The 21135-nt window shown below is 46.5% G+C and carries 18 protein-coding genes; 6 read left to right on the forward strand and 12 right to left on the reverse strand.

Going from position 1 to position 21135, the window contains the following annotated elements; all coding sequences use genetic code 11:
- Positions 1 to 48 precede the first annotated feature (48 nt).
- The 10 genes from ABE547_RS01360 to ABE547_RS01405 form a co-directional block, all read right to left on the reverse strand.
- Positions 49 to 357 carry a helix-turn-helix transcriptional regulator gene (locus ABE547_RS01360; protein ID WP_347377075.1) on the reverse strand — a complete coding sequence of 103 codons (309 nt, stop codon included), beginning with the start codon at positions 355 to 357 and terminating at the stop codon, positions 49 to 51.
- A gap of 246 nt (positions 358 to 603) precedes the next feature.
- Entirely contained in the window at positions 604 to 2178 is a 1575-nt protein-coding gene (locus ABE547_RS01365) for a recombinase family protein (RefSeq protein ID WP_347377076.1), read from the reverse strand.
- Positions 2179 to 2592: a hypothetical protein gene (locus ABE547_RS01370; RefSeq protein WP_347377077.1), complete on the reverse strand. Its 414-nt coding sequence runs from the start codon at positions 2590 to 2592 to the stop codon at positions 2179 to 2181.
- A gap of 2 nt (positions 2593 to 2594) precedes the next feature.
- On the reverse strand, positions 2595 to 4136 hold the full coding sequence (locus ABE547_RS01375) for a recombinase family protein (RefSeq protein ID WP_347377078.1): 1542 nt from the start codon (positions 4134 to 4136) through the stop codon (positions 2595 to 2597).
- Between the two features lie 72 nt (positions 4137 to 4208).
- Positions 4209 to 4418, reverse strand: coding sequence for an SHOCT domain-containing protein (locus ABE547_RS01380; RefSeq protein ID WP_347377079.1), 210 nt, complete (start codon positions 4416 to 4418; stop codon positions 4209 to 4211).
- Between the two features lie 54 nt (positions 4419 to 4472).
- Positions 4473 to 6413 (reverse strand): DNA polymerase, encoded by a 1941-nt coding sequence (locus ABE547_RS01385; RefSeq protein WP_347377080.1) that lies wholly within the window; start codon positions 6411 to 6413, stop codon positions 4473 to 4475.
- A gap of 75 nt (positions 6414 to 6488) precedes the next feature.
- Positions 6489 to 6668 carry a hypothetical protein gene (locus ABE547_RS01390; RefSeq protein WP_347377081.1) on the reverse strand — a complete coding sequence of 60 codons (180 nt, stop codon included), beginning with the start codon at positions 6666 to 6668 and terminating at the stop codon, positions 6489 to 6491.
- A gap of 24 nt (positions 6669 to 6692) precedes the next feature.
- Positions 6693 to 7382: a DUF2815 family protein gene (locus ABE547_RS01395; protein ID WP_347377082.1), complete on the reverse strand. Its 690-nt coding sequence runs from the start codon at positions 7380 to 7382 to the stop codon at positions 6693 to 6695.
- Between the two features lie 3 nt (positions 7383 to 7385).
- On the reverse strand, positions 7386 to 8168 hold the full coding sequence (locus ABE547_RS01400; RefSeq protein WP_347377083.1) for a phage antirepressor: 783 nt from the start codon (positions 8166 to 8168) through the stop codon (positions 7386 to 7388).
- 63 nt (positions 8169 to 8231) lie between these two features.
- On the reverse strand, positions 8232 to 8795 hold the full coding sequence (locus ABE547_RS01405) for a hypothetical protein (protein ID WP_347377084.1): 564 nt from the start codon (positions 8793 to 8795) through the stop codon (positions 8232 to 8234).
- A 558-nt stretch (positions 8796 to 9353) separates the two neighbouring features.
- Between ABE547_RS01405 and ABE547_RS01410 the strand changes: the two genes are divergently transcribed.
- The 6 genes from ABE547_RS01410 to ABE547_RS01435 are packed head-to-tail and all read left to right on the forward strand — an operon-like array spanning position 9354 to position 18461.
- The gene (locus ABE547_RS01410) at positions 9354 to 9563 is read left to right on the forward strand and encodes a type II toxin-antitoxin system Phd/YefM family antitoxin (protein WP_347377085.1); all 210 of its coding nucleotides are present in this window, start codon (positions 9354 to 9356) and stop codon (positions 9561 to 9563) included.
- A gap of 14 nt (positions 9564 to 9577) precedes the next feature.
- A complete protein-coding gene (locus ABE547_RS01415) occupies positions 9578 to 11737 on the forward strand; it encodes a class I SAM-dependent DNA methyltransferase (RefSeq protein WP_347377086.1) in 2160 nt (719 codons plus the stop codon).
- Positions 11738 to 11739: 2 nt separating this feature from the next.
- Complete coding sequence (locus ABE547_RS01420; protein ID WP_347377087.1) at positions 11740 to 13086, forward strand: restriction endonuclease subunit S; 1347 nt, start codon at positions 11740 to 11742, stop codon at positions 13084 to 13086.
- A gap of 1 nt (position 13087) precedes the next feature.
- Positions 13088 to 16087, forward strand: a complete 3000-nt coding sequence (locus ABE547_RS01425; protein ID WP_347377088.1) for a DEAD/DEAH box helicase family protein — start codon at positions 13088 to 13090, stop codon at positions 16085 to 16087.
- 15 nt (positions 16088 to 16102) lie between these two features.
- Positions 16103 to 17590 (forward strand): hypothetical protein, encoded by a 1488-nt coding sequence (locus ABE547_RS01430; protein ID WP_347377089.1) that lies wholly within the window; start codon positions 16103 to 16105, stop codon positions 17588 to 17590.
- A gap of 13 nt (positions 17591 to 17603) precedes the next feature.
- Positions 17604 to 18461 (forward strand): GIY-YIG nuclease family protein, encoded by an 858-nt coding sequence (locus ABE547_RS01435; protein ID WP_347377090.1) that lies wholly within the window; start codon positions 17604 to 17606, stop codon positions 18459 to 18461.
- Between the two features lie 169 nt (positions 18462 to 18630).
- Here the strand turns inward: ABE547_RS01435 and rlmD are convergent, their stop codons facing one another.
- A complete protein-coding gene (gene rlmD, locus ABE547_RS01440) occupies positions 18631 to 20043 on the reverse strand; it encodes a 23S rRNA (uracil(1939)-C(5))-methyltransferase RlmD (protein WP_347377091.1) in 1413 nt (470 codons plus the stop codon).
- Positions 20044 to 20168: 125 nt separating this feature from the next.
- Positions 20169 to 21110, reverse strand: a complete 942-nt coding sequence (locus ABE547_RS01445) for an HD domain-containing protein (RefSeq protein ID WP_347377092.1) — start codon at positions 21108 to 21110, stop codon at positions 20169 to 20171.
- Positions 21111 to 21135: the final 25 nt, after the last annotated feature.

The following is a 21135-nucleotide window of genomic DNA, read 5'->3' on the forward strand; positions in this document are numbered from 1 at the left end:
TCACCTCATCATGCTTCGCATCAGAGCGAAGCAATATCTCTTTACTTCTTATAGTATTTTTTCATTTGTCGTTCCGGAATCATCTGAAGTAAGTATTTCTTTTAATCCAGCAGAAAGACCTTCTATCCCATTCAACAGTTGCAATGTACTGGGGTTATTTTGAAAATACGTAATTAATGCCAGGAATGTAGTCCATGTCATAGTCCTTTTCCCAGTTTCAATGGAACTATATGTTTGTCTTGAAATTCCAATTCGCTCGGCAATATCTTCTTGAGACACTTTCGCCTTTGCTCTCAATACGGGTAATTCTTCTCTAAGGAGTTCCATAATTTCGAGTTTCTTTTCAGTATTAATCATATAAAAAACTACTCCTATTTCGAATGTGACGAGACTTGTGTTTGCTTTATTTCAAAAAACAAAATAATTAATTTTTTCCATTTTGTATTTTACATCATGTCGCACCATTTGTCAATGTGTCGCGTACTAGCGCACACATGATATCTACTCAAGGGGGAGTATTTGACGTTAATTTGCAACATAAAAATCACCCGGAACCAACCTTTCAAAGTCGGCTCCGGGTTTCGTTTTGTGCCCATATTTTCTTTATTCTTCCACTTCCATCTGAAGACCGGATTTCAGTTCCACCACTATCTTCTCATCGAAAATCGTGATTCTTTCGACCAGCCTTCTGGCGAGGGCTTCACTGTACTCCGTAACGGCTGCGGGCATTTCTTCCAGGAAAGCAATCATGTCGTTCATTCGTGCCTGCAGGTCAGTTCGCTCTGCTGCCTCGGCAAGGATGTTCTGTCGGTCTCCCCGAAGGTCATCAATCTGGTCTTCCAGCTGTTCCACCAGTTCTCTATCGCCGGAGTTGTCGAGCATCTGCTGCTGAAGCTCTGCAAGCTGTTCATCTATCGCTACGATCCTTGCTTCCAGGTCATCAAAGACCGTTTCCTGGATGTTCGTTTTCAGAAGAGAAATGACGGCGTTCCTTCTTGCGTAAGCATCATTGACCGCAGTGACGATTGCCCCTTGCAGGACTTCTTCCTTCACCGTCCTAGCCGGACAGTCAAAGTCCATCTTTCCCTTGAGAACTCTGCTGACGCATCGCCAAACCGCAGATTTGCAGCCTCGGTTGTTCCATTTCACTCGGCGGTAAATGTCTCCGCAGTGTCCGCAGAACACCATGCCGGAAAGTGCGTACTTGCTGCTGTAAACTCTGCGTTTGCCGTCAGGATTCAGATTGGCTCGTCTGGCGATCTCCGCTTTGACCTTCATGAACACATCCCTGTCGATAATGGCTTCGTGGCTGCCTTCCACATAGTATTTCGGCATCTCACCGTTGTTGGCGGCACGTTTCTTATCCAGGATGCTGACCGTGTAGGTCTTCTGCAGAAGGGCATCGCCGATGTACTTCTCGTTGGTAAGGATCTGATGGATGTTGCTTTCATGCCATTTCAGATGTCCCGCTCCGTTGGGAATGCCGTCTGCTTCCAGGCTTCGCTTGATCTTCAGAAAGCTTGCCCCTTCCAGGTACTCCCAGTAGATGCGGCGGACAATTTCTGCCTGCTCTTTGTCAATGATCAGGTTGCCTTCCGCATCCTTGGTGTAGCCCAAGAACCAGTTGTGGTTGATCTGCACCTTGCCCTGTTGATTGCGGTACTGGATGCCCATTCGCACATTGGCTGACAGGGATTCCGATTCCTGCTGTGCAAGGGAAGCCATAATGGTCAGCAGCACCTCGCCCTTGGAATCCATGGTATTGATATTCTCCTTTTCAAAGAAAACGGCGATGTTCAGTGCCTTCAGCTTTCTGGTGTACTTGAGGCAGTCCAGCGTATTTCTGGAAAATCGGCTGATGGACTTGGTGAGTATCAGGTCGATCTTTCCGGCTTCGCAGTCTGCGATCATGCGATTAAACTCGTCTCTCTTGGCAGTGTTGGTGCCTGAAATACCGTCATCGGCGTAAACCTCAACCATCTGCCATTCCGGCTTGCTCTTGATGTACTCCGTGTAATGGCGGACCTGTGCCTCATAGCTGGTTTCCTGTTCTTCGGAGTCTGTGGAAACACGGCAGTAGGCGGCAACCTTGATCTTCTGCACCTGGGCAGCCGTTCTCTGCGAACCGACTCGTCTTCGTGCCGGAATGACGGTAACATTCTGTGCCAGTGCCTGCATTTACTTCGCCTCCTCTATCTGACTGTAGGCATATTCTACCTGCCTGATTGGATCCTGGTATTTCTGAGCGGTACGCTTCATGGCAAACCTTGTAGGGATTACCGTAGTCACCGCTTCCTTCGTGTATCTTGTACCCTTGTAAAGGGCATCCCTTCTCAGCCTTTCGGCTTCCACTGCCTGGGCGATTTCGGCGGTAAGTATCGCAGGGTAGAAATCGTCTCCAAGGTAGCGTGGGTTCTGCATCAGTCTTTTGACACCGCTGTGCTTCATCTCCAGTCCCACATCCTTTGCCGCCTGGACAAAGGACATGCCGGAAAGGTAGTTCTCACACAGCTTTCGCAGGTTGGCAGCCTGTTCTTCGTTGATGACCGCCGCACCGCCCACAATGTCGTATCCGTATGGTGTGTGCTTCATAATCAAATCCTTTCCCGGAAGATAGGTCCGCATTTCATGTCGAATCCAATCTCCGTTCTGCTGTAAACGATGACCCTGTCCACAAATCTTGTGAAAAGGTCTTCATCAAATTCCGTCATCATGGAAGCTCCCGAAGTGTAGTGAAGAATGTCTTCCAGTGCTTCCTTCTGCTTGCTGCCGCCGCTGATCTTTGCGATGATGGCATCCTTCTCGGCGGTAAGCCTTGCACTCGCATTCAGAAGTTCATCGTTCTGCTGTGCGTAGACCGCAGGGTCAAGGTAGCCCTTCGTAAAAAGCTGTGTGATCTGCTGTCTCTTCTGAAGGTTCTTCTCAAGCCCCTCTTCCAATGCTGTAAACTCATCCAGGTATTCTGCCTTTTCAGCGGTCTTCAGTGCGTTTGAGAAGGGAAGAAGGACCTTGTCCCTTGCGAAGATCAGCTTGTTCATCATGGTCGAAAAGGCTGCCATGATGCTGTCTTCCCGGATGGACTTCATGGTGCAGGCATCCTTATCATCCAGGTGGGTGGTGCAGACATAACCGAAATAATCTCCAATCTTTCTGCGTTTCCACACCGCTTGGCAGTCTCCGCAAATGATCTTGCCCGAAAATGCGTATCGGTTCTGATACTTCCGGCTGTCAGCATAGATGCCTTTCTCGGCGGCATTCCTTGCAATCATGTCGTTGGCGGCATCAAAATTCTCATGGCTGATAATGGCTTCATGGTGTCCCTGTGCAAAGAACTGGTCTCTTTCACCGTAGTTCCTGCGGCGGGTAAAGGTGTCATCAGAGTAGGTCTTCTGGAAGATGACATCCCCGGTATACTTCTCGTTCTTGATCATGCCGTTGATGGTATGGCCTGTCCATCTGCCGCCCCGCTTGGTGGCTACACCTTCCTCGTTCAGTGCCTTAGCTATCTGAGTTGTACTGCTGCCGGAAAGCACCATGTCGAAGATTCTTTTTACAACCTTGCTCTGCTCCGGATTCACCACCATCTCTCCATCGATGTAATCGTAACCGTAGGGAGGATAGGCGATTTTGTAGGTGCCGTTGCGGAAGCGCTTCTGAATGCTCCAGGTCTCATTCTCGGAAATGGAGCGGGATTCGCTTTCTGCCAGACTTGACAAAATGGAGAGCAGCAGTTCGCCCTCCATCTTTCCGGTGTCAACATTCTCCTTCTCGAACAGGATGTAAATGCCCATGCTGCAGAGCTTACGGACAGTCTCGATGCTCTCCACTGTGTTTCGGGAGAATCGGCTGATGGATTTGACGATGATATAGTCGATCAGCCCTCTCTCGCAGTCTGCAAGCATGGAAAGCAGACCGTCACGCTTCGCCATCTTGGTTCCGCTGATGCCTTCATCGTAGTACAGTCCCGCGTATTCCCAGTCCTTACGGGAACGGATCAGAACTTCGTAATGGTTCTTCTGGGCATCCAAGCTGATAAGCTGTTCTTCGGAGTCTGTGGAAACTCTGGCGTATGCTGCCACACGCAGTTTTCGCGCCGCTCCGGTATCGGCTGCCTCGACCTTTGTTATCCGTTTCATAGTCTCGGTCTCCTTTCTTTCAGGGTAGTCTATATATCACTCTGAAGTGTCTAAATAGCAAGTTATATCTGTTCAGATACGGGAGAATAACGGGGAGAAAGTTCGCCGATTTTTCTCCATGATCTTGTCGAATTCATCCACAGAAATCAGCCCTTTTTCAAGCAGCTTCTTCGTGAAATTCTCCGCCAGGATGTAGTTGTATTCGTTCTGCAGTTCAGCATCGGTAGGACGTGAAGCTTCCACTCTGCTGCCATCAGCACCTTTTATCGTAGTAATATGCATAAAATCACACCTCCTACCGGGTAGCCTTGGCAGGAGGTGAAATCTTACGGTTTCTCAATCTTTTTTGTAAAAATCACAGGTATAGCCATCCGCACGAAGAAGAAGTCCCTCTGCCCAGGCGGGAACCCTTGCCATCTGCTCACAGACAGCACTAAGGCTCATGCGAGGGTCAGCTTCGATGATCAGTTCGTCATGCACATGGGCTACGATACTGCAGCAGCGAAGTGTCCGCATGGCATACATCAGAATGTCACGGCTGGTTGCCTGGACGATGTTTTCCACGAACTTAGGGCCGTAGCTTTCCAGCCGCTCCCATTTCTTTGTGCCGCCGACACCCTCGTATGTCACGGATTCACCGCCGAACTTGTTCTCTCCCATGCGTGGTTTTACATAGGAAAGAACTCTGCCGGAAGGAAGCTGTATGAACAGCATGCCGCTCCTGCAGCAGAGGCTGATGCCGTGGGTGGACTGGGTGGTCTTCTCCTTGATGGCCTTTTTAACAGCACTGTCCACATTCCACCAGAAACGGACGATGTTCGGGTTGGACTGTCTCCAGGCAGATACCAGGTCAGGAAGTTTCTCTTCGGTCAGTCCCATCTCCAACGCACCCATGGCTTTCAGCGCACCTACGGAGCCGCCGTAGCCGAGTGCCAGTTCCGCGATCTTGCCCTTCTGTCTGAGGTGACCATTTACGCCGTGCTTCTCTACAGGCACACCAAACATCTGTGATGCCGATGCACAGTAGATGTCACCACCGCTCTTGAACACTTCGGAACGCCAGCTTTCTCCTGCAAACCAGGCAATGACCCTCGCCTCAATGGCAGAAAAATCTGCCACGATGAAGTTCTTATCCGCCGGAGGGATAAAGGCAGTGCGGATCAGCTGCGACAGAGTATCCGGGATATCATCGTAAAGCATATCCAGGGCATCATAATTACCGCTCCGCACCAGACCTCTCGCTTCAGCCAGGTCGGACATATGGTTCTGAGGAAGGTTCTGCAGCTGCACCAGCCTTCCGGCGAAGCGGCCTGTTCGGTTGGCTCCGTAGAACTGGAACATCCCTCTGACACGATTGTCGGCACACACAGAATTCTGCATTGCCTGATACTTCTTCACCGATGACTTGGCAAGCTGCTGACGCAGAGCAAGCACCTCTGCCAGGTGGTCAGGAGCTTCCTTCATCAGTGCCGCCACCGCCTTCTTGCCGAGGGTATCGGTCTTCAGTCCGTTGTCTGCAAGCCATCCTTTCATCTGAACTACCGAGTTCGGATTATCCAGCTCCGTCAGTTTCTGCATCGCCGCAGTCAGGCTGTCACGGGATACACGATCGATCTCGATGCACTGCTCCACAAAAGGCATGTCCACCAGAATGCCTCTGTCGTTGATTTCCTGGTCAAGGTGATATTCATCCCACACCGAATCCGGCACAGGGAAATTCACAAGCCTTTCCTGTATCTGCATCTCTGCTTCCACATCACGGATGTTGTATGCCTTGAAGCGGTCCCACTTTTCCATATCATGCTCCGGCAGGTTTCTCGTTCTGCCGCCATTGGTCCTAGTGGGACTGCATGGCACACAGAAATAGCGGATCAGGTCTTTGCCCTCGGTCAGCTTCTGCTTTTCAAGTCCCAGTACAGCTCCCACACCCTCCAGAGATAAAGGCAGCCCCATGTAAGCAGACCATACCATGCTGCATTTCCAGCCTTCCGGGGCAAGGTATTCTCCGGTCGGATAGCCTAAGAACCTGGACAGACAGATACGCTCAAACTGTGCGTTGAAGGCCCACTTGGTAACAGCTTCATCTTCAAGAGCATCGTGTATCTCCTTCGGCAGTGTCTCCCCGGAAGCCAGGTCGATCACTTTCACCTTGCCACCGTCTACGCTGTATCCGAACAGCAGAATCTCGAAATCCGGAGACTCCACATAGCGGTACACACCGGACTTGGCAAGGTTGACCGAAGAAAATGTTTCAATATCAATTTCTAAGTTCTTCATTTTCGCCTCCAATGAAAAAGAGGCGGTACAGAAATCCCTCTCCATACCGCCTCCGTCATGTGTGCAGTTACCGGATTACTTGTCCATCTGCTCCATGCGCTTCAGGTGATACTCGGAGTCACGCTTTGCGGATTCCTCTTCACGCTTCTCACGCTTGCGGTCATGGATGAAAGTCTCCACTCCCACCAGCACCCAGGAGAGAACGGCGAGGCAGAAGCATCCGAGCAGGATATTGACAAGGACAGTGCTTACCATAACAGAATCCATCTTCGCACCTCCTTAAGCCAGGAAATCGTCATCGGCGAGAGTGCTGAAGTCATCTGCCGCAGAGGTCTTGCCGCCGAGAGGCTCACCGTCACGGATCTTCTGGATGTTGCCCAGACCACAGGCGATACCCTTGTTGCCGTTGGAGTTGAAAGCGTAGAAGTTGAGACTGACACGGGCGTAGCAGCCGGAGTATACCTCACCTCTGTCCAGGATAGGCTTCACTGCACGGTCAACGATCTGAGGTGCAGTAGTGCTGTTGGCGTTAATGAAGTAATGACCCTTATAGGCCTCGTCTTCACGCTCCACATCACCGTCACGGAGAGGAGTCTTGATAGCGGCCTTGTTAGGCTTCTTGCCGCCGAACTTGGCGATGCCTTCCTCGATGGCAGCATCAATCGCTGCGTTGACTGCGTTCACAGTCTCGGTGCCGCTCTTAGGGATAAGAACGGAAACGGAATACTTCTCTGCACCGCCGTTGATGGAGACAGGCTCCCAGCCGTGGAAGTAAGAGAGAACATACTCTGCGAAATCCGCAGCCTTCTTCTTATTTGTTTCGATGTCCCCGGAAAACGGCGAACAGATATAGACCAAAGGACGGAAGGCAGGTTTTGACGCTGCCTTCGCCTCATGGTCAATACCTGAAAGCGCTTGGAAGGGAACGGTATCCATGTAGCCCTCGGAATTTCTGATATTGACTCCCATCTCTTAATCCTCCATTTCAATCTGCGGATAGATACCGTCTGCCTTCAGCATCTCGTAAATGAACAATCTGCCTTTCTGAGTCCACTTGGTGTGAACCTTGGTATGCTCACGCCCGCAGCTGTCTTCATAAACATGTGTGTTCGTTTTGGTGTAGCCGCAGCCTGCGTGCTTCTGATAGAGAAGCCAGATATCGGACTGCTTGTACTGCACACCCTTCTTGTGCAGATACTCATTCATGCGCTGGGCGCTCCAGCCGTAGTCCTTGGCGATAACGGAGATGTTCACCGCATCCTTGCATTTAAGAACCACATCGTAATAGGTTGCCTTCGGCTTAAGCTCTGCGATCTGCTGTGCCTGCACCGCTACGGCTTCCTCCAAAGCGATTCTCTTCTCACGCTCTGCCTTCAATGCCTGGAATGCTGCAATAGCGAGGTCGGGATTTGCGATAAGCTCCTCGGTCGCATACATACCGTGTCTGCGGATCGCCGGAAGCACCTCGGATGTGACCCAACGCTTGAATCTCTTTGCCGCAGGAAGCTGGCTTCTGAGGATCAGACTGTAAAGACCGGACTCGTTGATAAAGAGGATTTCCTGCCTGCCGCCAAGGGTGTCGCATTTCGCTACCCCCTTATCCTCGTCATCAACATGCTTGCTGATGGCATCTCTCGGATTGCTGTAACCGAGAATTGTGGCTACATCCTTACCTACGAAATAAGGCTCACCGTCAATAGTTGCTGTGCGTACAGAGCCGAACTCTGCATTCTGAAAAACTTGTAATTCACTCATCTGAATTACCTCCTTGAATTTATTCGGAGGTCATCGCCTCCAAGTGGTAGCCTTGGGAGGCGGTCAAATCTTACGGTTTCCGTAAAATTCTTTTAATTTTTTAGCGGCGCGGTTCAGTTTCTGAGTAATGCTGTTCTCAGACTCACCGACCGTAGCTGCATACTGTCGGATAGGCATGCCATCAATGCGGACGGCGATAAACGCTTCTGCCCACTGCGGCTTTTTAATAAGTACAGAGCGAATCCAGGAGCATACTTCCTCACGCTCGAGGTCGGTATGATCGTCCGATGCCGTAAGCAGATAGTCCATGATGTCAAAGGAGTCATCTTCCGGGTCTCCCTGAATGTATCCCTTGCGACCATCCATTCTTTTTCTCTTAGGAGAAGGATCAATGTATCGGTGTTCTCTGCGCCAGTCGTTGTACTCCCTCTTGTTCATCAGGTCGAACATTTCCTGCACAGTCTCACAGCGTTTGACTTCCGCTCTCTTTTCCGGCTTCGCCTCGGCAAGCCTCTGCTCATAGTCGATATCCAGCATGACGCTGTAATCTCCGTCAGGGATATCGATGGTGGTGTACTCTTTGTGACCGTTTCTGATGTTTTCCTCATACAAAATCTGAATCTTCATTAAGCATTCCTTTCCGTCCGGGCTATGGGCGGTGGAATGCAAAAAGAGCCTGTGCCGAAGATGGTCACAGACTCCGATAAGCCAAAAATGAGCGCACGAAAGTAAGCGGTGGACGCATCTTCGTTCCTGGTACAGCCTTGGCGGCTGTATTTGAACGGTCTATGCACCCCATCGCCCTTATAGCGCTATTCGGACTATGAGATTTATTTTTCCTTCGGGTTTCCCCTCGGTACAAGCTCATAATACTCCCCAGACCCCTGTTTTCTCGAATCTGGGCGAGTTGCGCAGAAATGCCAAAAATCCCCGTATTTCAAGGACTTTTGAGATAAAAATCACTTGATACACAGGGATTTGAAGGTTGTTATATCGTTTTCAGATGTCTATAAACGGCTCATCTGTAACTCGGCGAGTTACAAAGATTTTTTCTTTCTTGCGGTAATCACTATTGTACAAATAAAAATTCAAACTATTGTAATTGAAAATGTAATTACTTTGTGATAGAATAGTAAAAGTGAAAAGTTTGTCGATAAGGCACAATGAAATACAGGAGGCAAATATATGTCAGAGCCTAAAAAGAGCATTACGCCCATGGAACATTACAATATGTCTGATTTCCTTCGTGGGCAGGCATCCAAGATAATCACCACCATATCTGATGAAGATAAAGCCGGATTCGTATTGAAGAACGGAAAACCACTCGCTGTTATCATTTCTAACGACCGCTATGAACGCATGCTTAAAGCAGGCATTGATATTAACGAGTTCTAATAGGAGGAAGCAAAATGGCCGAAAAGAGAATTACCGAAGTAATGATGGATGATACTACCATTGATGCTTCCAAAGAAATCGCATTGGTATTTTCCATTGCTAATACACTGCGCGGACCGTATAAACCAGAGCGATACAAGGATGTTATCATTCCGATGATTATCCTTCGCCGCTTGGAATGCGCACTTGCAGCTACCAAGAAGGATGTAGTTGATACATATAAAAAGAATCCGAAAGCACCTGCCCAGTTACTGTGCAGGAAATCGGGTTATCAGTTCTACAACACCTGTGAATTTAATCTGAAGAAGCTTCTTACCGAGGCTCCTGCTATTGTAGAGAACCTTACTTTTTACCTGGACTCCTTCTCTCCGAATGTACAGGCAATTTTTGAAGAGCTGAAATTCAAAGAAGAAATAAAGAACCTCGATAAGAACAACCGTCTTCTTGGCGTTGTAAAGAAATTCTCAGAACTTGACCTCGACCCTAATAAGGTTGACGGGCACAAGATGGGATATATGTTTGAGGAAATTATCCGCCGCTTCTCTGAAAATGCAGAAGCAGGTGATCACTACACCCCTCGTGAAGTTATCCGTATGCTAACAAGCATTCTTCTCGCCGAAGGTTGCTCCGATGTGTTCAGCGAAGGTCGTGAAGTTACCGTCTTGGATATGGCCTGCGGAACCGGCGGTATGCTTTCAACCGCACATGACTTCATCATCCGTATGAATCCTGATGCCAACGTTCGTCTGTTTGGTCAGGAGAATAATCCGGAATCCCACGCTATCTGCCTTGCAGATATGCTGATTAAAAATCAGGCTGCCGAGAATATCCGCTTCGCAGATACTATGAAGCAGGATTGTTTTGAAGATACAGCTATGCGTTTTGTTATTGCCAATCCGCCGTTTGGCGAGTCTTGGGGCGGCAAGGATGCTGGCGATGGTGTTGAAAAGGCTGTAAGAGCCGAATACAAAAAGGGAAAGAACGGTCGTTTCCCGGCAGGCCTTCCTGCAACCGGAGATATGCAGCTTCTGTTCATGCAGCATGCCGTACATAAAATGCAGGAAGGTGTCGGTCGTGCAGCCATTATCTCTAATGGCTCACCACTTTTCTCCGGCAACACCACAAGCGGTGAAAGCCAAATCAGAAGATATCTTCTAGAGAACGATCTGGTAGAAGCAATCATCGGTTTGCCTTCCCAGTTGTTCTACAATACCGACATTGCTATCTATGCCTTTATCCTTTCCAAAGGAAAGCGCCCTGAGCGTAAAGGCAAGGTTCAGTTCATTGATGCTACCGATGTCTGGACACCGCTCAAGCGTTCCCTTGGAAAAAAACGTAGAGAAATTTCCAAAGATCAGATTACTCTCATCACTGAGATGTATGCAGATTTTGTAGAATGCAAAAAGACACTGCATTGTGAAAAGAGAAAGCATGACTGCGTAATCGAAAGCCGTATTTTTGACCGTGAAGAATTCCTGTACAGAGAATGGGCTGTATACCAGCCTCTGCAGCGCCGTGGTCAGATTGATGAAGCTTTTATCGAAGCACTCCGCACCAGTGCCTATTTCACGGCTAATACGAATGTTTTCAACGAAGCAAAGTATGCCGAGCTTGCAGAAACCGATCCTCGCTCTGCCGCTGATGAGAAAGCGTTCCAGAAGCAGATTAAAGGTCGTGCGTTCACCGAAGCCGTCATCGCAGCGTTGAAAGCTCATGAATCTGACAAGGTGTACATGGACTTTTCAAAGTTTGTGGCAGCCTTAAAGAAAATCTTGCATGGGATTGAAGGTATGTCCGACTCCCGCCTGAACAGTATTGCTATGGAGCTTTCTGTTATTGATAAGGCTGCAGTTGTCCAAAAGGATAAAAAGGGACGTATCCTTACTGACCCTACAACTAAAGATACAGAAATTATTCGCTTGAACCAGGATGAGAAAGCTTATATGGAGACCGAGGTCTTTCCTCATGTACCGGATGCAATGTACTTTTATGAATTTGATCCTACAAAAGCAGAAAGTGCAACAAACAAGGAGAAGCTTGGAGCAGAATTCCCGTTTACACGTTATTTCTATGAGTATAAGGAACCGGAACGTGCCGATGCTCTTTTAGCCAGATTCATGGCTTATGAGAAGGCTCTTTCTACAAGAATTGCAGCCCTGCAGAAAGAGGAATAAAGATGGAAGAGATGAAACAAAGTGGTGTTCAGTGGATTGGTGAAATCCCAGCCTCTTGGAATACAAAACGAATAAAATATATGGCCACTCTCAAAGGGCGAATCGGTTGGCAAGGTCTAACATCTGATGAATACCAGGACGAAGGTGCTTTCCTTATTACGGGTGTTGACTTTTCTGACGGTGGTATCGATTGGGAAAACTGCGTACATGTTCCTTTGAAACGCTGGGAAGAGGCAAAAGATATTCAAATCCAGAATGGAGATCTTCTTATCACAAAGGACGGAACTATCGGAAAGGTCGCTATCGTATCAGATATGCCAGGAGAAACATCCTTAAACAGTGGTGTTTTAAGAATAGTTCCTAATCAGGGATATAGTAGCCGATTTCTCTTCTGGGTACTTCAATCAGAGGAGTTTTGGAACTGGTTCAATTATAAGAATGCTGGAAATAGCACTATCCAACATCTCTATCAAGGAGATTTTGCAGAATTCTTATATGCTTTTCCTGCATATGACGAACAAGAGAAAATAGCCGATTATTTATTTAGGCATTGTTCTGACCTAGATTTTATCATTGAAAATATCCAGAATCAGATTGAAGACATAAAAGCCTATAGGAAGTCTTTAATAACAGAAGCTGTAACTACTGGGTTAGATAAAGCACCTTTGAAAGACACCAATGTAAAGTGTGCAAAAAGAATTCCTACTCATTGGGAGATAAGCAAAATCAAGTATATTGCAGACTCCGAGCATCCTTATCCAGTTGGCGATGGAGACCATGGAATGATTAAGGCTGATGATTATTTAGCAGAAGGTATCCCGTACATCAGAGTATTGAATCTCACATGGGGATACGGCCTAAATATGGAAAATGCCGTATACATCTCGGAAGAAATGAATCAACGGATAGCCAATAGTGAGTTAAAACCAAATGATATTCTTATTGCCAAAACAGGAGCAACAATAGGAAAAACCGCTATTGTTCCACAATGGCTAACACGTAGTAATACTACATCACATGTTGGTAAAATCACTCTTCCCAAAAGCCAGTGTGCAAAATACTTCTACTATCTGATGACCTCAGACGTAGTGCAGAAACAAATCGAGGATTTATCTGCTATGCAAAGTACTCGTCCAGAGCTTGGAATAGAAGGCTTGAAGAACTTGTTTGTGGTTGTTCCTCCCCTAAAAGAACAGTTGCTGATTTCTGATTATCTTGATTCGCAATGTTACGACATTGACGCAATATTAGTGGCAAAACAGAAACAGCTACAAGCAATAATCGATCATAAAACTTCACTGATTTTTGAATATGTGACAGGAAAGAAACGAGTAAAGGAGGTTCAATGATATGCCTATCAAAGCCGACCAGTTAAAAGAAAAAGAAGACTATCAGAAACTCATCCTTGATAGTCTTCATAATAATAATGGATTCCGTATCCGTCCAAATACGGAGTATAAGCCTGGGCTTGCTATGGATATCGGTATGCTCCTAGAGTTTTTGGAGTCTACTCAGCATGATACGATGGAGCAGCTCCGCCGTATGTACAAGGAGCGTACCGAGGAAACCGTCATCAATTACATCAATGCCGAAATCAATAAGGAAAGCCGTGGTCTGATTGATGTTATCAAGCACGGTGTCGAGTTTGACAACGGTGCCAGTTTGAAACTGATGTACCGCAAACCGGACAGCACCATCAATACAGAGGCTGTTGCCAATTATCAGAAGAGTATTTTCTCTGTCATGGAGGAGGTATATCACAAGGCAGATGAGCGTGTTGACCTGGTTCTGTTCTTGAATGGTCTCGCAATTTTTGCCGTTGAACTGAAGTGCAACACCTCCGGTCAGACATATAAGGATGCCATCAAACAGTACAAAACGCAGCGTGACTTTACTACCCGTCTGTTCAAGACCAAGGTGGGTGTATTTGCTGCCTTTGCAATGGATCTGAATGAGGTTTACTTCACCACCGAATTAAAAGGTGGCGATACCTTCTTCAATCCATTTAACATTGGTTATGAGTATGGCAAAGGGAACCCCCACAATGATACCGGAATCAATGTGGATTATATGTGGGATTCAATCTGGACAAAAGATAAGATTCTCTTCCTGATTGAGCGTTTCATCTACATCAAGCTGAAAGAACGCAAAAATGCCGATACTGGAAAAGTAAAGAAAACCAAGGAACTCATCTTCCCTCGTTTCCATCAGCTTCGTGCTGTTGAGCGTGTTATGGAAGATGTGATGGTAAACCATACTTCCTGCAACTACCTCATTGAACATTCTGCAGGCAGTGGCAAGACCGAGACCATCTCCTGGCTGTCGCACATTCTCGCAACGGTACATGATTCAGCAAACGAGAACATCTTTGATACCGTTTTGGTTATTACCGACCGTATCATCGTTGACCGTCAACTGCAGGAAGCTATCCTGGGTATTGAACATAAGAGCGGTCAGGTCAAAGTTATGGACGATAAATGCTCCTCTGAAGACTTGGCTATCGCCCTTGGCGGCAACACAAAAATTATCGTTACAACGATTCACAAGTTCTACTACATTCTGAACAATAATCTTCTGGGCAATCTGAAAGCAAAGAAATTTGCCGTTCTGATTGACGAAGCACACTCTTCTACCGAAGGCGTCTTTATGCAGTCGGTCACAAATGTTCTTACAAACGAGGGCGATGATGAAGAGGATATTACCGAAGAAGATAAAATGCTCGAAGAAATCCGCAAGAGTGGCAAACAGAGCAATGTTTCTATGATTGCATTTACTGCTACCCCTAAACCGGATACGCTTCAGTTGTTTGGAACATTAAATGCAGAGGGCAAGAAAGAATCCTTTGATCTGTATTCCATGCGTCAGGCCATTGAAGAAGGCTACATTCTCAATGTGTTAGACAACTATGTGACATGGCGTACATACTGCCATATTAACAAGGCAATCGAGAGTGATCCTGAACTGCAGTCCATTACAGCAAAGCGAAAAATGGCTCGTTTCATCGATCTGCATGATACAAACATTGCTCAAAAGGTTGAAATTATTATTGAGCATTTCAGGGCCAATGTTGCTGGATGCCTTGATGGTAAAGCAAAGGCTATGGTCATAACCTCTTCACGCCCGGCAGCAGTAAAATATCGTCAGGAGTTTGATGCCTACATTAAGGCAAAGGGTTATTCCGGTATTCAGGCTCTGGTTGCATTCTCCGGCAAGGTCAAGCTTGATGGTGACGAATACACAGAAGCAGGCATGAATGAGATTAAAGAGGAAGAACTCCGCTTTGAATTTGACAGAAGCTGTTATCAGGTTCTCATTGTTGCCGATAAATATCAGACTGGCTTCGATCAGCCAAAGTTGGTAGCCATGTACGTGGACAAGCGTCTGCGTGGAGTCTCTGCGGTGCAGACATTATCCCGTCTGAACAGAATCTGCCCTCCATACGACAAAACTACTTTTGTCCTGGATTTCAAGAATTCTTACGATGACATCAAAAAGGCCTTTGAACCATATTACAAAGATACCATCCTCTTCGAGACAATTTCTCCTTCCGACATCCGAGATCTTGATAGAGAAATTGACCGATATGAATTCCTTGATGCAGATGATATAGATGAGTTCAACAAATATCTGTATCAGCCGTCCCGCTCCACTAAAGACAAACAGCGTATGTGGGCACTGCTTGACAAGGCACTGAAGGCGGTAATGAAGCATTCTGAAAAAGAACAGATGGAAATCCGTGTGACCATCCGACGTTTCTTAAAAGGTTACTGCTTCCTGATTCAAGCTACTGCATATGAGAACTTGGAATTCCACAAGAGATATAATTTTCTGTCGTATCTCATCAAGGAAATCAACCCAGGCGGTGGCGGTAACAACTTCGATATCGCTGACAAGATTACAGTCAGCGAATTCCGTCAGAAACAGATGGAAGAACATAGTGGTGAGGAAATAGAAGCAAAACCGGAAGTTAAAATTAAAAAGCCGAAGCCTGTCAGTTTGGAGGAAGAACAGAAAAAACTGCTCTCTCAGATTATTGACGAGGTCAACGCATTATATGATAAAGATTATGAGCCTGATTTTACTACTAAGGCAGCCATGCAAATTCGTGACCTGCTGCTGAAGAATCCAGGACTCAAAGAGCGTCTTGAAAAGAGTGCCAAGAACAACACACTGAATGAGTTTAAATTCACCTACGATGACTGCGTTCAGGATGCTCTTGTTGAAGGATATGACCAGAATGTTGATTTTTACACGCTTCTTCTCAACAATGAAGAAGTCCGTGCCAAGTTCGCCAATGTATTTATGACGGAAGTCTATCGCATCCTTCGTGGAGATGGCTCAAGTCTGTAATACGCAGGAGGTACTATGGCAGGAACAAATAATCCTTTCATGCATTATGTGGATGATTTTGAAAAAGAAGCAGAGGAATTTCTTCAGAAATATGGATGTTCCGATGCGATAAATAATCCACAACCAATACCTATCAGAGACATCGCAACCAGACTGATGTCTCTGGAAATAATCGATACTGAATATCTGTCTCTTAACGACAGCGTACAAGGTGCTATCGCATTCACAAAGGGAATCATAGAGGTTTATGATTGGTCAACGCAGGAATGCATTGGTTATGAGGTAACTCAGCCTTCCATTTTTGTGGACACAGATATTCTTAATATCGGTCGATATAACAACACGCTGGCTCATGAATGCTACCACTGGTGGCGGCATAGAAACTATTTCACCTATAAACGCACTCATGAAGACGGTACGGAATTCGCTTTCCGATGTAATAAAAGGCTTTCGCCAACCGGAAGCCTCCTCGGGGGTGAATGGTCAGATATCGACAAAATGGAATGGCAGGCCAAAACAATCGCTCCTAAAATTTTGATGCCCCGTAATGCCATGCGCATCAAGGTCGAGAAGGAATACAGACGCCTTTTGTCAGGTGACAAATCACTAAATCGCCGTGCTGTTACTCCTCTCGTAATAGAAGCTGTTTCCGATTTCTTTGAAGTCTCAAGGCAATCCGCAGCAATCAGAATGCTTGAACTTGGTTACAATGAAGCAGAAGCATTTTGTGATATGGTTTCTCAAGAAATCCATCCTAGCCAGCCCAATTATAAAACCACAAAAGCAAAACGTCATCAACGTCCTATCTCGCTTACACAGGCCTTCGAGTTGTATCAGAGCAATGAATTCCTGAAGGCAATCTTGGATACCGGTGCCTTTCGATTTGTTGATGGATATTTTGTCATTAACCACGAAACCTATGTTCAGAATAATCAGTTGACCGAGTATGCGAACAGTCATCTGGCAGAATGTACACTTGACTTCTCTGTGAAGCTGCAACCTGATTATCTGATGCACAGTGATGCCCGGATGATGTTCCGCTCTGATAGTGTTTTCAAGGAGACCACTTCCTTTGATAACAACACTCAGAATACGGAATTATTCAACAGAGCGAAGGACTTTGAAAAGAAATTGAAACGTGCCCAGGCTTCTGCTCAGACTCCAGCTCAGTGGATGAAACAAAGAATGACCGAAGAACACTGGTATGAATCTACGTTCGAGGAAAAAACTGGTCTGGACAAAATGAATTATTCCAGAGTGCAAAAAGAAACTCATCGTTTTACCATGCTACCTCTTCTAGCTATGGGTGTTGGTCTGTCTCTGGATTGCACTGAAATGACAGAAGTCCTGAAGCTTGGAGGAATGACCTTTATCCCAGGCAATCGAGATCACGAAGCATATAAATATCTTTTCACGGCAATGTACGGAAAAGGAATTGATGAATGTAATGCTTTTCTCGAAGAGGTGGGTGTAGAAACCCTCGGTACAAAACAACGATTATAAGGAGGTATGCTTGATGGCTTACGGAAAATCCATAGAGCTGTTTCTCGCTAACGGAACAGCTGACAGCCTCATTACCGCCGAGCTATCCAACTGGAACGGCAAGGCAATCAAAATTCCGAGAATTGAAGTTTCCGATTGCAAGCGAGATGACATCAAGGGTGCCGGAGTTTACTTCTTGTTCTGCAAGGAAGAAGACGATTCCGACTCAGTCTACATCGGTGAGTCGGAAACCATCCAGGAACGCTTAAATCAGCACATTAGAGACTATAATGCTGACAAGGAGAAGTTCTACTGGACAACGGCTGTAATCTTCCTTGGGCGAGACTTAAACAAGGCCCTGATCCGCTATCTTGAGGATCGCTTCGTGCAGATTGCAAGGGAAAGCAAACGCTACAAAGTGCTGACCAAGAACACCTATGGCAAAACAGTCATGAAAGAATCTCAGACTGCTGCCATGGAAGAATTCATCGATAATGTGCGTATCCTCATCAATGCCCTGGGTTACAAGGTGCTTGAGCCTACTGTACATAATGATCCGAATTCTACTGTTGACGATGAGGCACTGTTCTTGAATTTGGGCAATGCATCCGGCAAGGGTATGATTACTACTGAAGGCTTCGTGCTGTTTGCAGGAGCAGTCCTCAATGAAAAGACATCAGAGAAATCTCTGAGTAAGGGTGCTGCCACTCTTCGTAAAAAGCACCTTGCTTCTAACAAGGTGAAGGACTTTGTGACCACTGAAGATATTCTTTTCTCCAGCTCTTCTGCTGCCGCCGATTTCGTCACCGGATACAGCGTAAGTGGACCCGCTACATGGAAGAATGCAGCCGGTGTGACACTGAAAGAACTGGAGGCAAAAGCCACAAAATAATGACAATAGTCCTATCGTCTCAGTAGCCCAAAAAGTAGTTTCTTGTCTCAACCTATCAAAAGGCAGACTATGACGCTATTGTCAAAACACGAAAAAAGGGATTCCGGGAGACTGCCAAATGCGGCAAATCTCTCGGAATCCCTTATTTTAAGCCTATTTCTGTACTTTTTTACTTGTTTCGTGACAGAAGACATACCGTCTCAACATGCACGGTATGTGGAAATTGGTCCACTGCCCTCACTCTTTCAATCTCATATCCTTTCTCCCGCAGGACTTTCACATCTCTCGCCAATGTTGCACTATCGCAGCTGACATACACAATTCTCTCCGGCTGCATGTCCACCATCGTCTGAAGCAGCGATTCTTCACAGCCTTTTCTTGGCGGATCCACCACGATTACATCTGCATGAGCCTTCTCCCCGCCGTGTTCTCTCTCATAATCAGCATAATATTGCGGCAATACTTCCTCTGCTTTTCCTACGTAAAATTCGGCATTTTCAATGCCATTGATCTTCGCGTTGTTTCTGGCATCTTCAATTGCCTGCGGTATGATCTCAACTCCGTAGACCTGTTTTGCTTTCTTCGCCAGAAACAGGGAGATGGTTCCGATACCGCAGTACAGATCCCATACCGTTTCATCTCCGGTAAGTCCCGCATATTCCAGCGCCATTCCATAGAGCTTTTCTGTCTGAACCGGATTCACCTGATAGAAAGACAATGGAGAGATCTGGTACTTCACATCCCCGATATAATCTGTGATGTACGTCTGCCCCCACAGTGATTTGATCGTATTGCCCATGATAACGTTCGTCTTTTCTTTGTTTATGCTGAGCGTAATGCTGGTCATCCCTTCGATCACAGACAGTCGTTCTGCCAGTTCCTGTCCATGTGGAAGTGTATTGCCATTGATCACAAGACATACCATAATTTCCTTTGTCCTGAATCCATATCGGATCAGGACATGGCGCACCAGTCCTCTGTGAAGTGTTTCATCATAGGCCGGAATCCGGTACTCTTCCATGAACGCAAGTATACATTTCAAAATCTCCTCATTCACTTTTGCACCAAGTGCGCAGTCGGTATTCGGAATAATGCTGTGCGTTCTCCCTGCATAGAATCCCGTAATCACATGTCCTTCTTTGTCCGTTCCGATCGGAAACTGCGCTTTGTTGCGATAATGAAACGGCTGTTCCAGCCCTTCTGATGACTCCATTCCTACGATCGGTTCCATCTTCTCTGCCAGCAATTTCTCCGGCACTTCGCCGATCCGAGTCAGATTGCCCCGCACCTTATCTTCTTTAAATCGGAGCTGCCTGTCATACTTCATTTCCTGGATCTGACAGCCGCCGCATTTTCTCGCCATCGGACAGACTGCTTCCTCTACACGCTCTCTGGATGGCTCTATGATACGCATCAGCCTTGCATATCCATAATTTTTCTTGGCCTTCATGACCTTGGCTTCTACCATGTCTCCAATGATAGCATCTTTGATGAATAATGTATATCCATCTACCTTGCCGATTCCTTCTCCATTTACCCCGATATCTTCGATCGTAACCGTCACCATCTCATTTTTCTGCATAACCTACTCCTGTTTTCCCTGATTCACACTCTATCTTCCATAACCATTTAGGACGTAACACTTTTCTCAAGCATTACGTCCTTATGTGTATCTCTCTAATTATCACTGTCCAGACAGCATTGCTTCTATACAACCGTCTTTCTCAGATTAGATTCAAATAACCTGTTATATCCCAGCCAGTCACTGGTCTTTTTATCCTTGAATATCTCTGTCAGCGTCTGCATCTTTGCATCCGTACAGTCTGCGAAGTTCAAAGCAACCGCCTCGGCAAGCGCCGGTTTCTTTGGCGAACCATATTCCAGCTCTCCATGATGTGCCACAATGCAGTGTTTCAGCTCATTGGCAAGCTTTTCCGGGAATCCCGGTATGGATCTCACCGCTTCCCCTACCATCTCTACACCGATAACAATATGTCCGAGAAGCTGCCCTTCATCCGTATAATCATTTTCCGGGAAAGAAGACAGCTCTTTGGTCTTGCCGATGTCGTGACAGATGGCTGCAGCATACAGAAGATCCCGATTCAGAATCGGATAAGCGCCTGCCATATACTCACAGAACTTCACCACACTCAGTGTATGCTCCAGAAGGCCTCCTGCAAATCCATGATGTACCGTCTTTGCTGCTGAATGTCCCTTGAACCGTCTGATAAATGTTTCATCTTTTACAAAATAATATTCAACCGCCTGACGCAGATACGGATTTTTGATCTGCTTTACATAATTCATCAGTTCCTGATACATGCCATCCGTACTTTTTTCTGTCGTCGGCATATAATCTGCCGGTATATATTCTCCCTCCTGCGCCTTTCGGATCTGCCGGATATTCAGCTGAAGATTGTTGTTATAGCTGATCACATCCCCAAATACCTCTATAAAATCCATCTCATCATAATCCGCGATCCCGCCGGAATTCGGATCCCAGACTTTTCCGTCCAGTGTTCCTGTCTTATCCTGAAGGATCAGATTATCGTATGGTTTTCCGTTTCTTGTCTCTGCGGAACGTTTCCCCTTACACAGATACACGTTCCTGATTGTCTCCCCTTCACGCAGGGTATTGATATATCTCATATATTCTGCCTCTTTCTACAAGCTT

Origin of the sequence: Dorea sp. YH-dor226 (genome assembly GCF_039832105.1) — a bacterium.
GTDB lineage: Bacteria > Bacillota > Clostridia > Lachnospirales > Lachnospiraceae > Dorea_A.

What these genes read in the sequence shown, in the direction of transcription:
- ABE547_RS01375 (WP_347377078.1), bottom strand. Translation starts at nt 4,136, where the DNA reads ATGAAACGGATAACAAAGGTCGAGGCAGCCGATACCGGAGCGGCGCGA.
- ABE547_RS01370 (WP_347377077.1), bottom strand. Translation starts at nt 2,592, where the DNA reads ATGAAGCACACACCATACGGATACGACATTGTGGGCGGTGCGGCGGTC.
- ABE547_RS01420 (WP_347377087.1), top strand. Translation starts at nt 11,740, where the DNA reads ATGGAAGAGATGAAACAAAGTGGTGTTCAGTGGATTGGTGAAATCCCA.
- ABE547_RS01385 (WP_347377080.1), bottom strand. Translation starts at nt 6,413, where the DNA reads ATGAAGAACTTAGAAATTGATATTGAAACATTTTCTTCGGTCAACCTT.
- ABE547_RS01435 (WP_347377090.1), top strand. Translation starts at nt 17,604, where the DNA reads ATGGCTTACGGAAAATCCATAGAGCTGTTTCTCGCTAACGGAACAGCT.
- ABE547_RS01395 (WP_347377082.1), bottom strand. Translation starts at nt 7,382, where the DNA reads ATGGGAGTCAATATCAGAAATTCCGAGGGCTACATGGATACCGTTCCC.
- ABE547_RS01430 (WP_347377089.1), top strand. Translation starts at nt 16,103, where the DNA reads ATGGCAGGAACAAATAATCCTTTCATGCATTATGTGGATGATTTTGAA.
- ABE547_RS01365 (WP_347377076.1), bottom strand. Translation starts at nt 2,178, where the DNA reads ATGCAGGCACTGGCACAGAATGTTACCGTCATTCCGGCACGAAGACGA.
- ABE547_RS01405 (WP_347377084.1), bottom strand. Translation starts at nt 8,795, where the DNA reads ATGAAGATTCAGATTTTGTATGAGGAAAACATCAGAAACGGTCACAAA.
- ABE547_RS01380 (WP_347377079.1), bottom strand. Translation starts at nt 4,418, where the DNA reads ATGCATATTACTACGATAAAAGGTGCTGATGGCAGCAGAGTGGAAGCT.
- ABE547_RS01445 (WP_347377092.1), bottom strand. Translation starts at nt 21,110, where the DNA reads ATGAGATATATCAATACCCTGCGTGAAGGGGAGACAATCAGGAACGTG.
- ABE547_RS01360 (WP_347377075.1), bottom strand. Translation starts at nt 357, where the DNA reads ATGATTAATACTGAAAAGAAACTCGAAATTATGGAACTCCTTAGAGAA.
- ABE547_RS01410 (WP_347377085.1), top strand. Translation starts at nt 9,354, where the DNA reads ATGTCAGAGCCTAAAAAGAGCATTACGCCCATGGAACATTACAATATG.
- ABE547_RS01400 (WP_347377083.1), bottom strand. Translation starts at nt 8,168, where the DNA reads ATGAGTGAATTACAAGTTTTTCAGAATGCAGAGTTCGGCTCTGTACGC.
- ABE547_RS01390 (WP_347377081.1), bottom strand. Translation starts at nt 6,668, where the DNA reads ATGGTAAGCACTGTCCTTGTCAATATCCTGCTCGGATGCTTCTGCCTC.
- ABE547_RS01425 (WP_347377088.1), top strand. Translation starts at nt 13,088, where the DNA reads ATGCCTATCAAAGCCGACCAGTTAAAAGAAAAAGAAGACTATCAGAAA.
- ABE547_RS01415 (WP_347377086.1), top strand. Translation starts at nt 9,578, where the DNA reads ATGGCCGAAAAGAGAATTACCGAAGTAATGATGGATGATACTACCATT.
- rlmD (WP_347377091.1), bottom strand. Translation starts at nt 20,043, where the DNA reads ATGCAGAAAAATGAGATGGTGACGGTTACGATCGAAGATATCGGGGTA.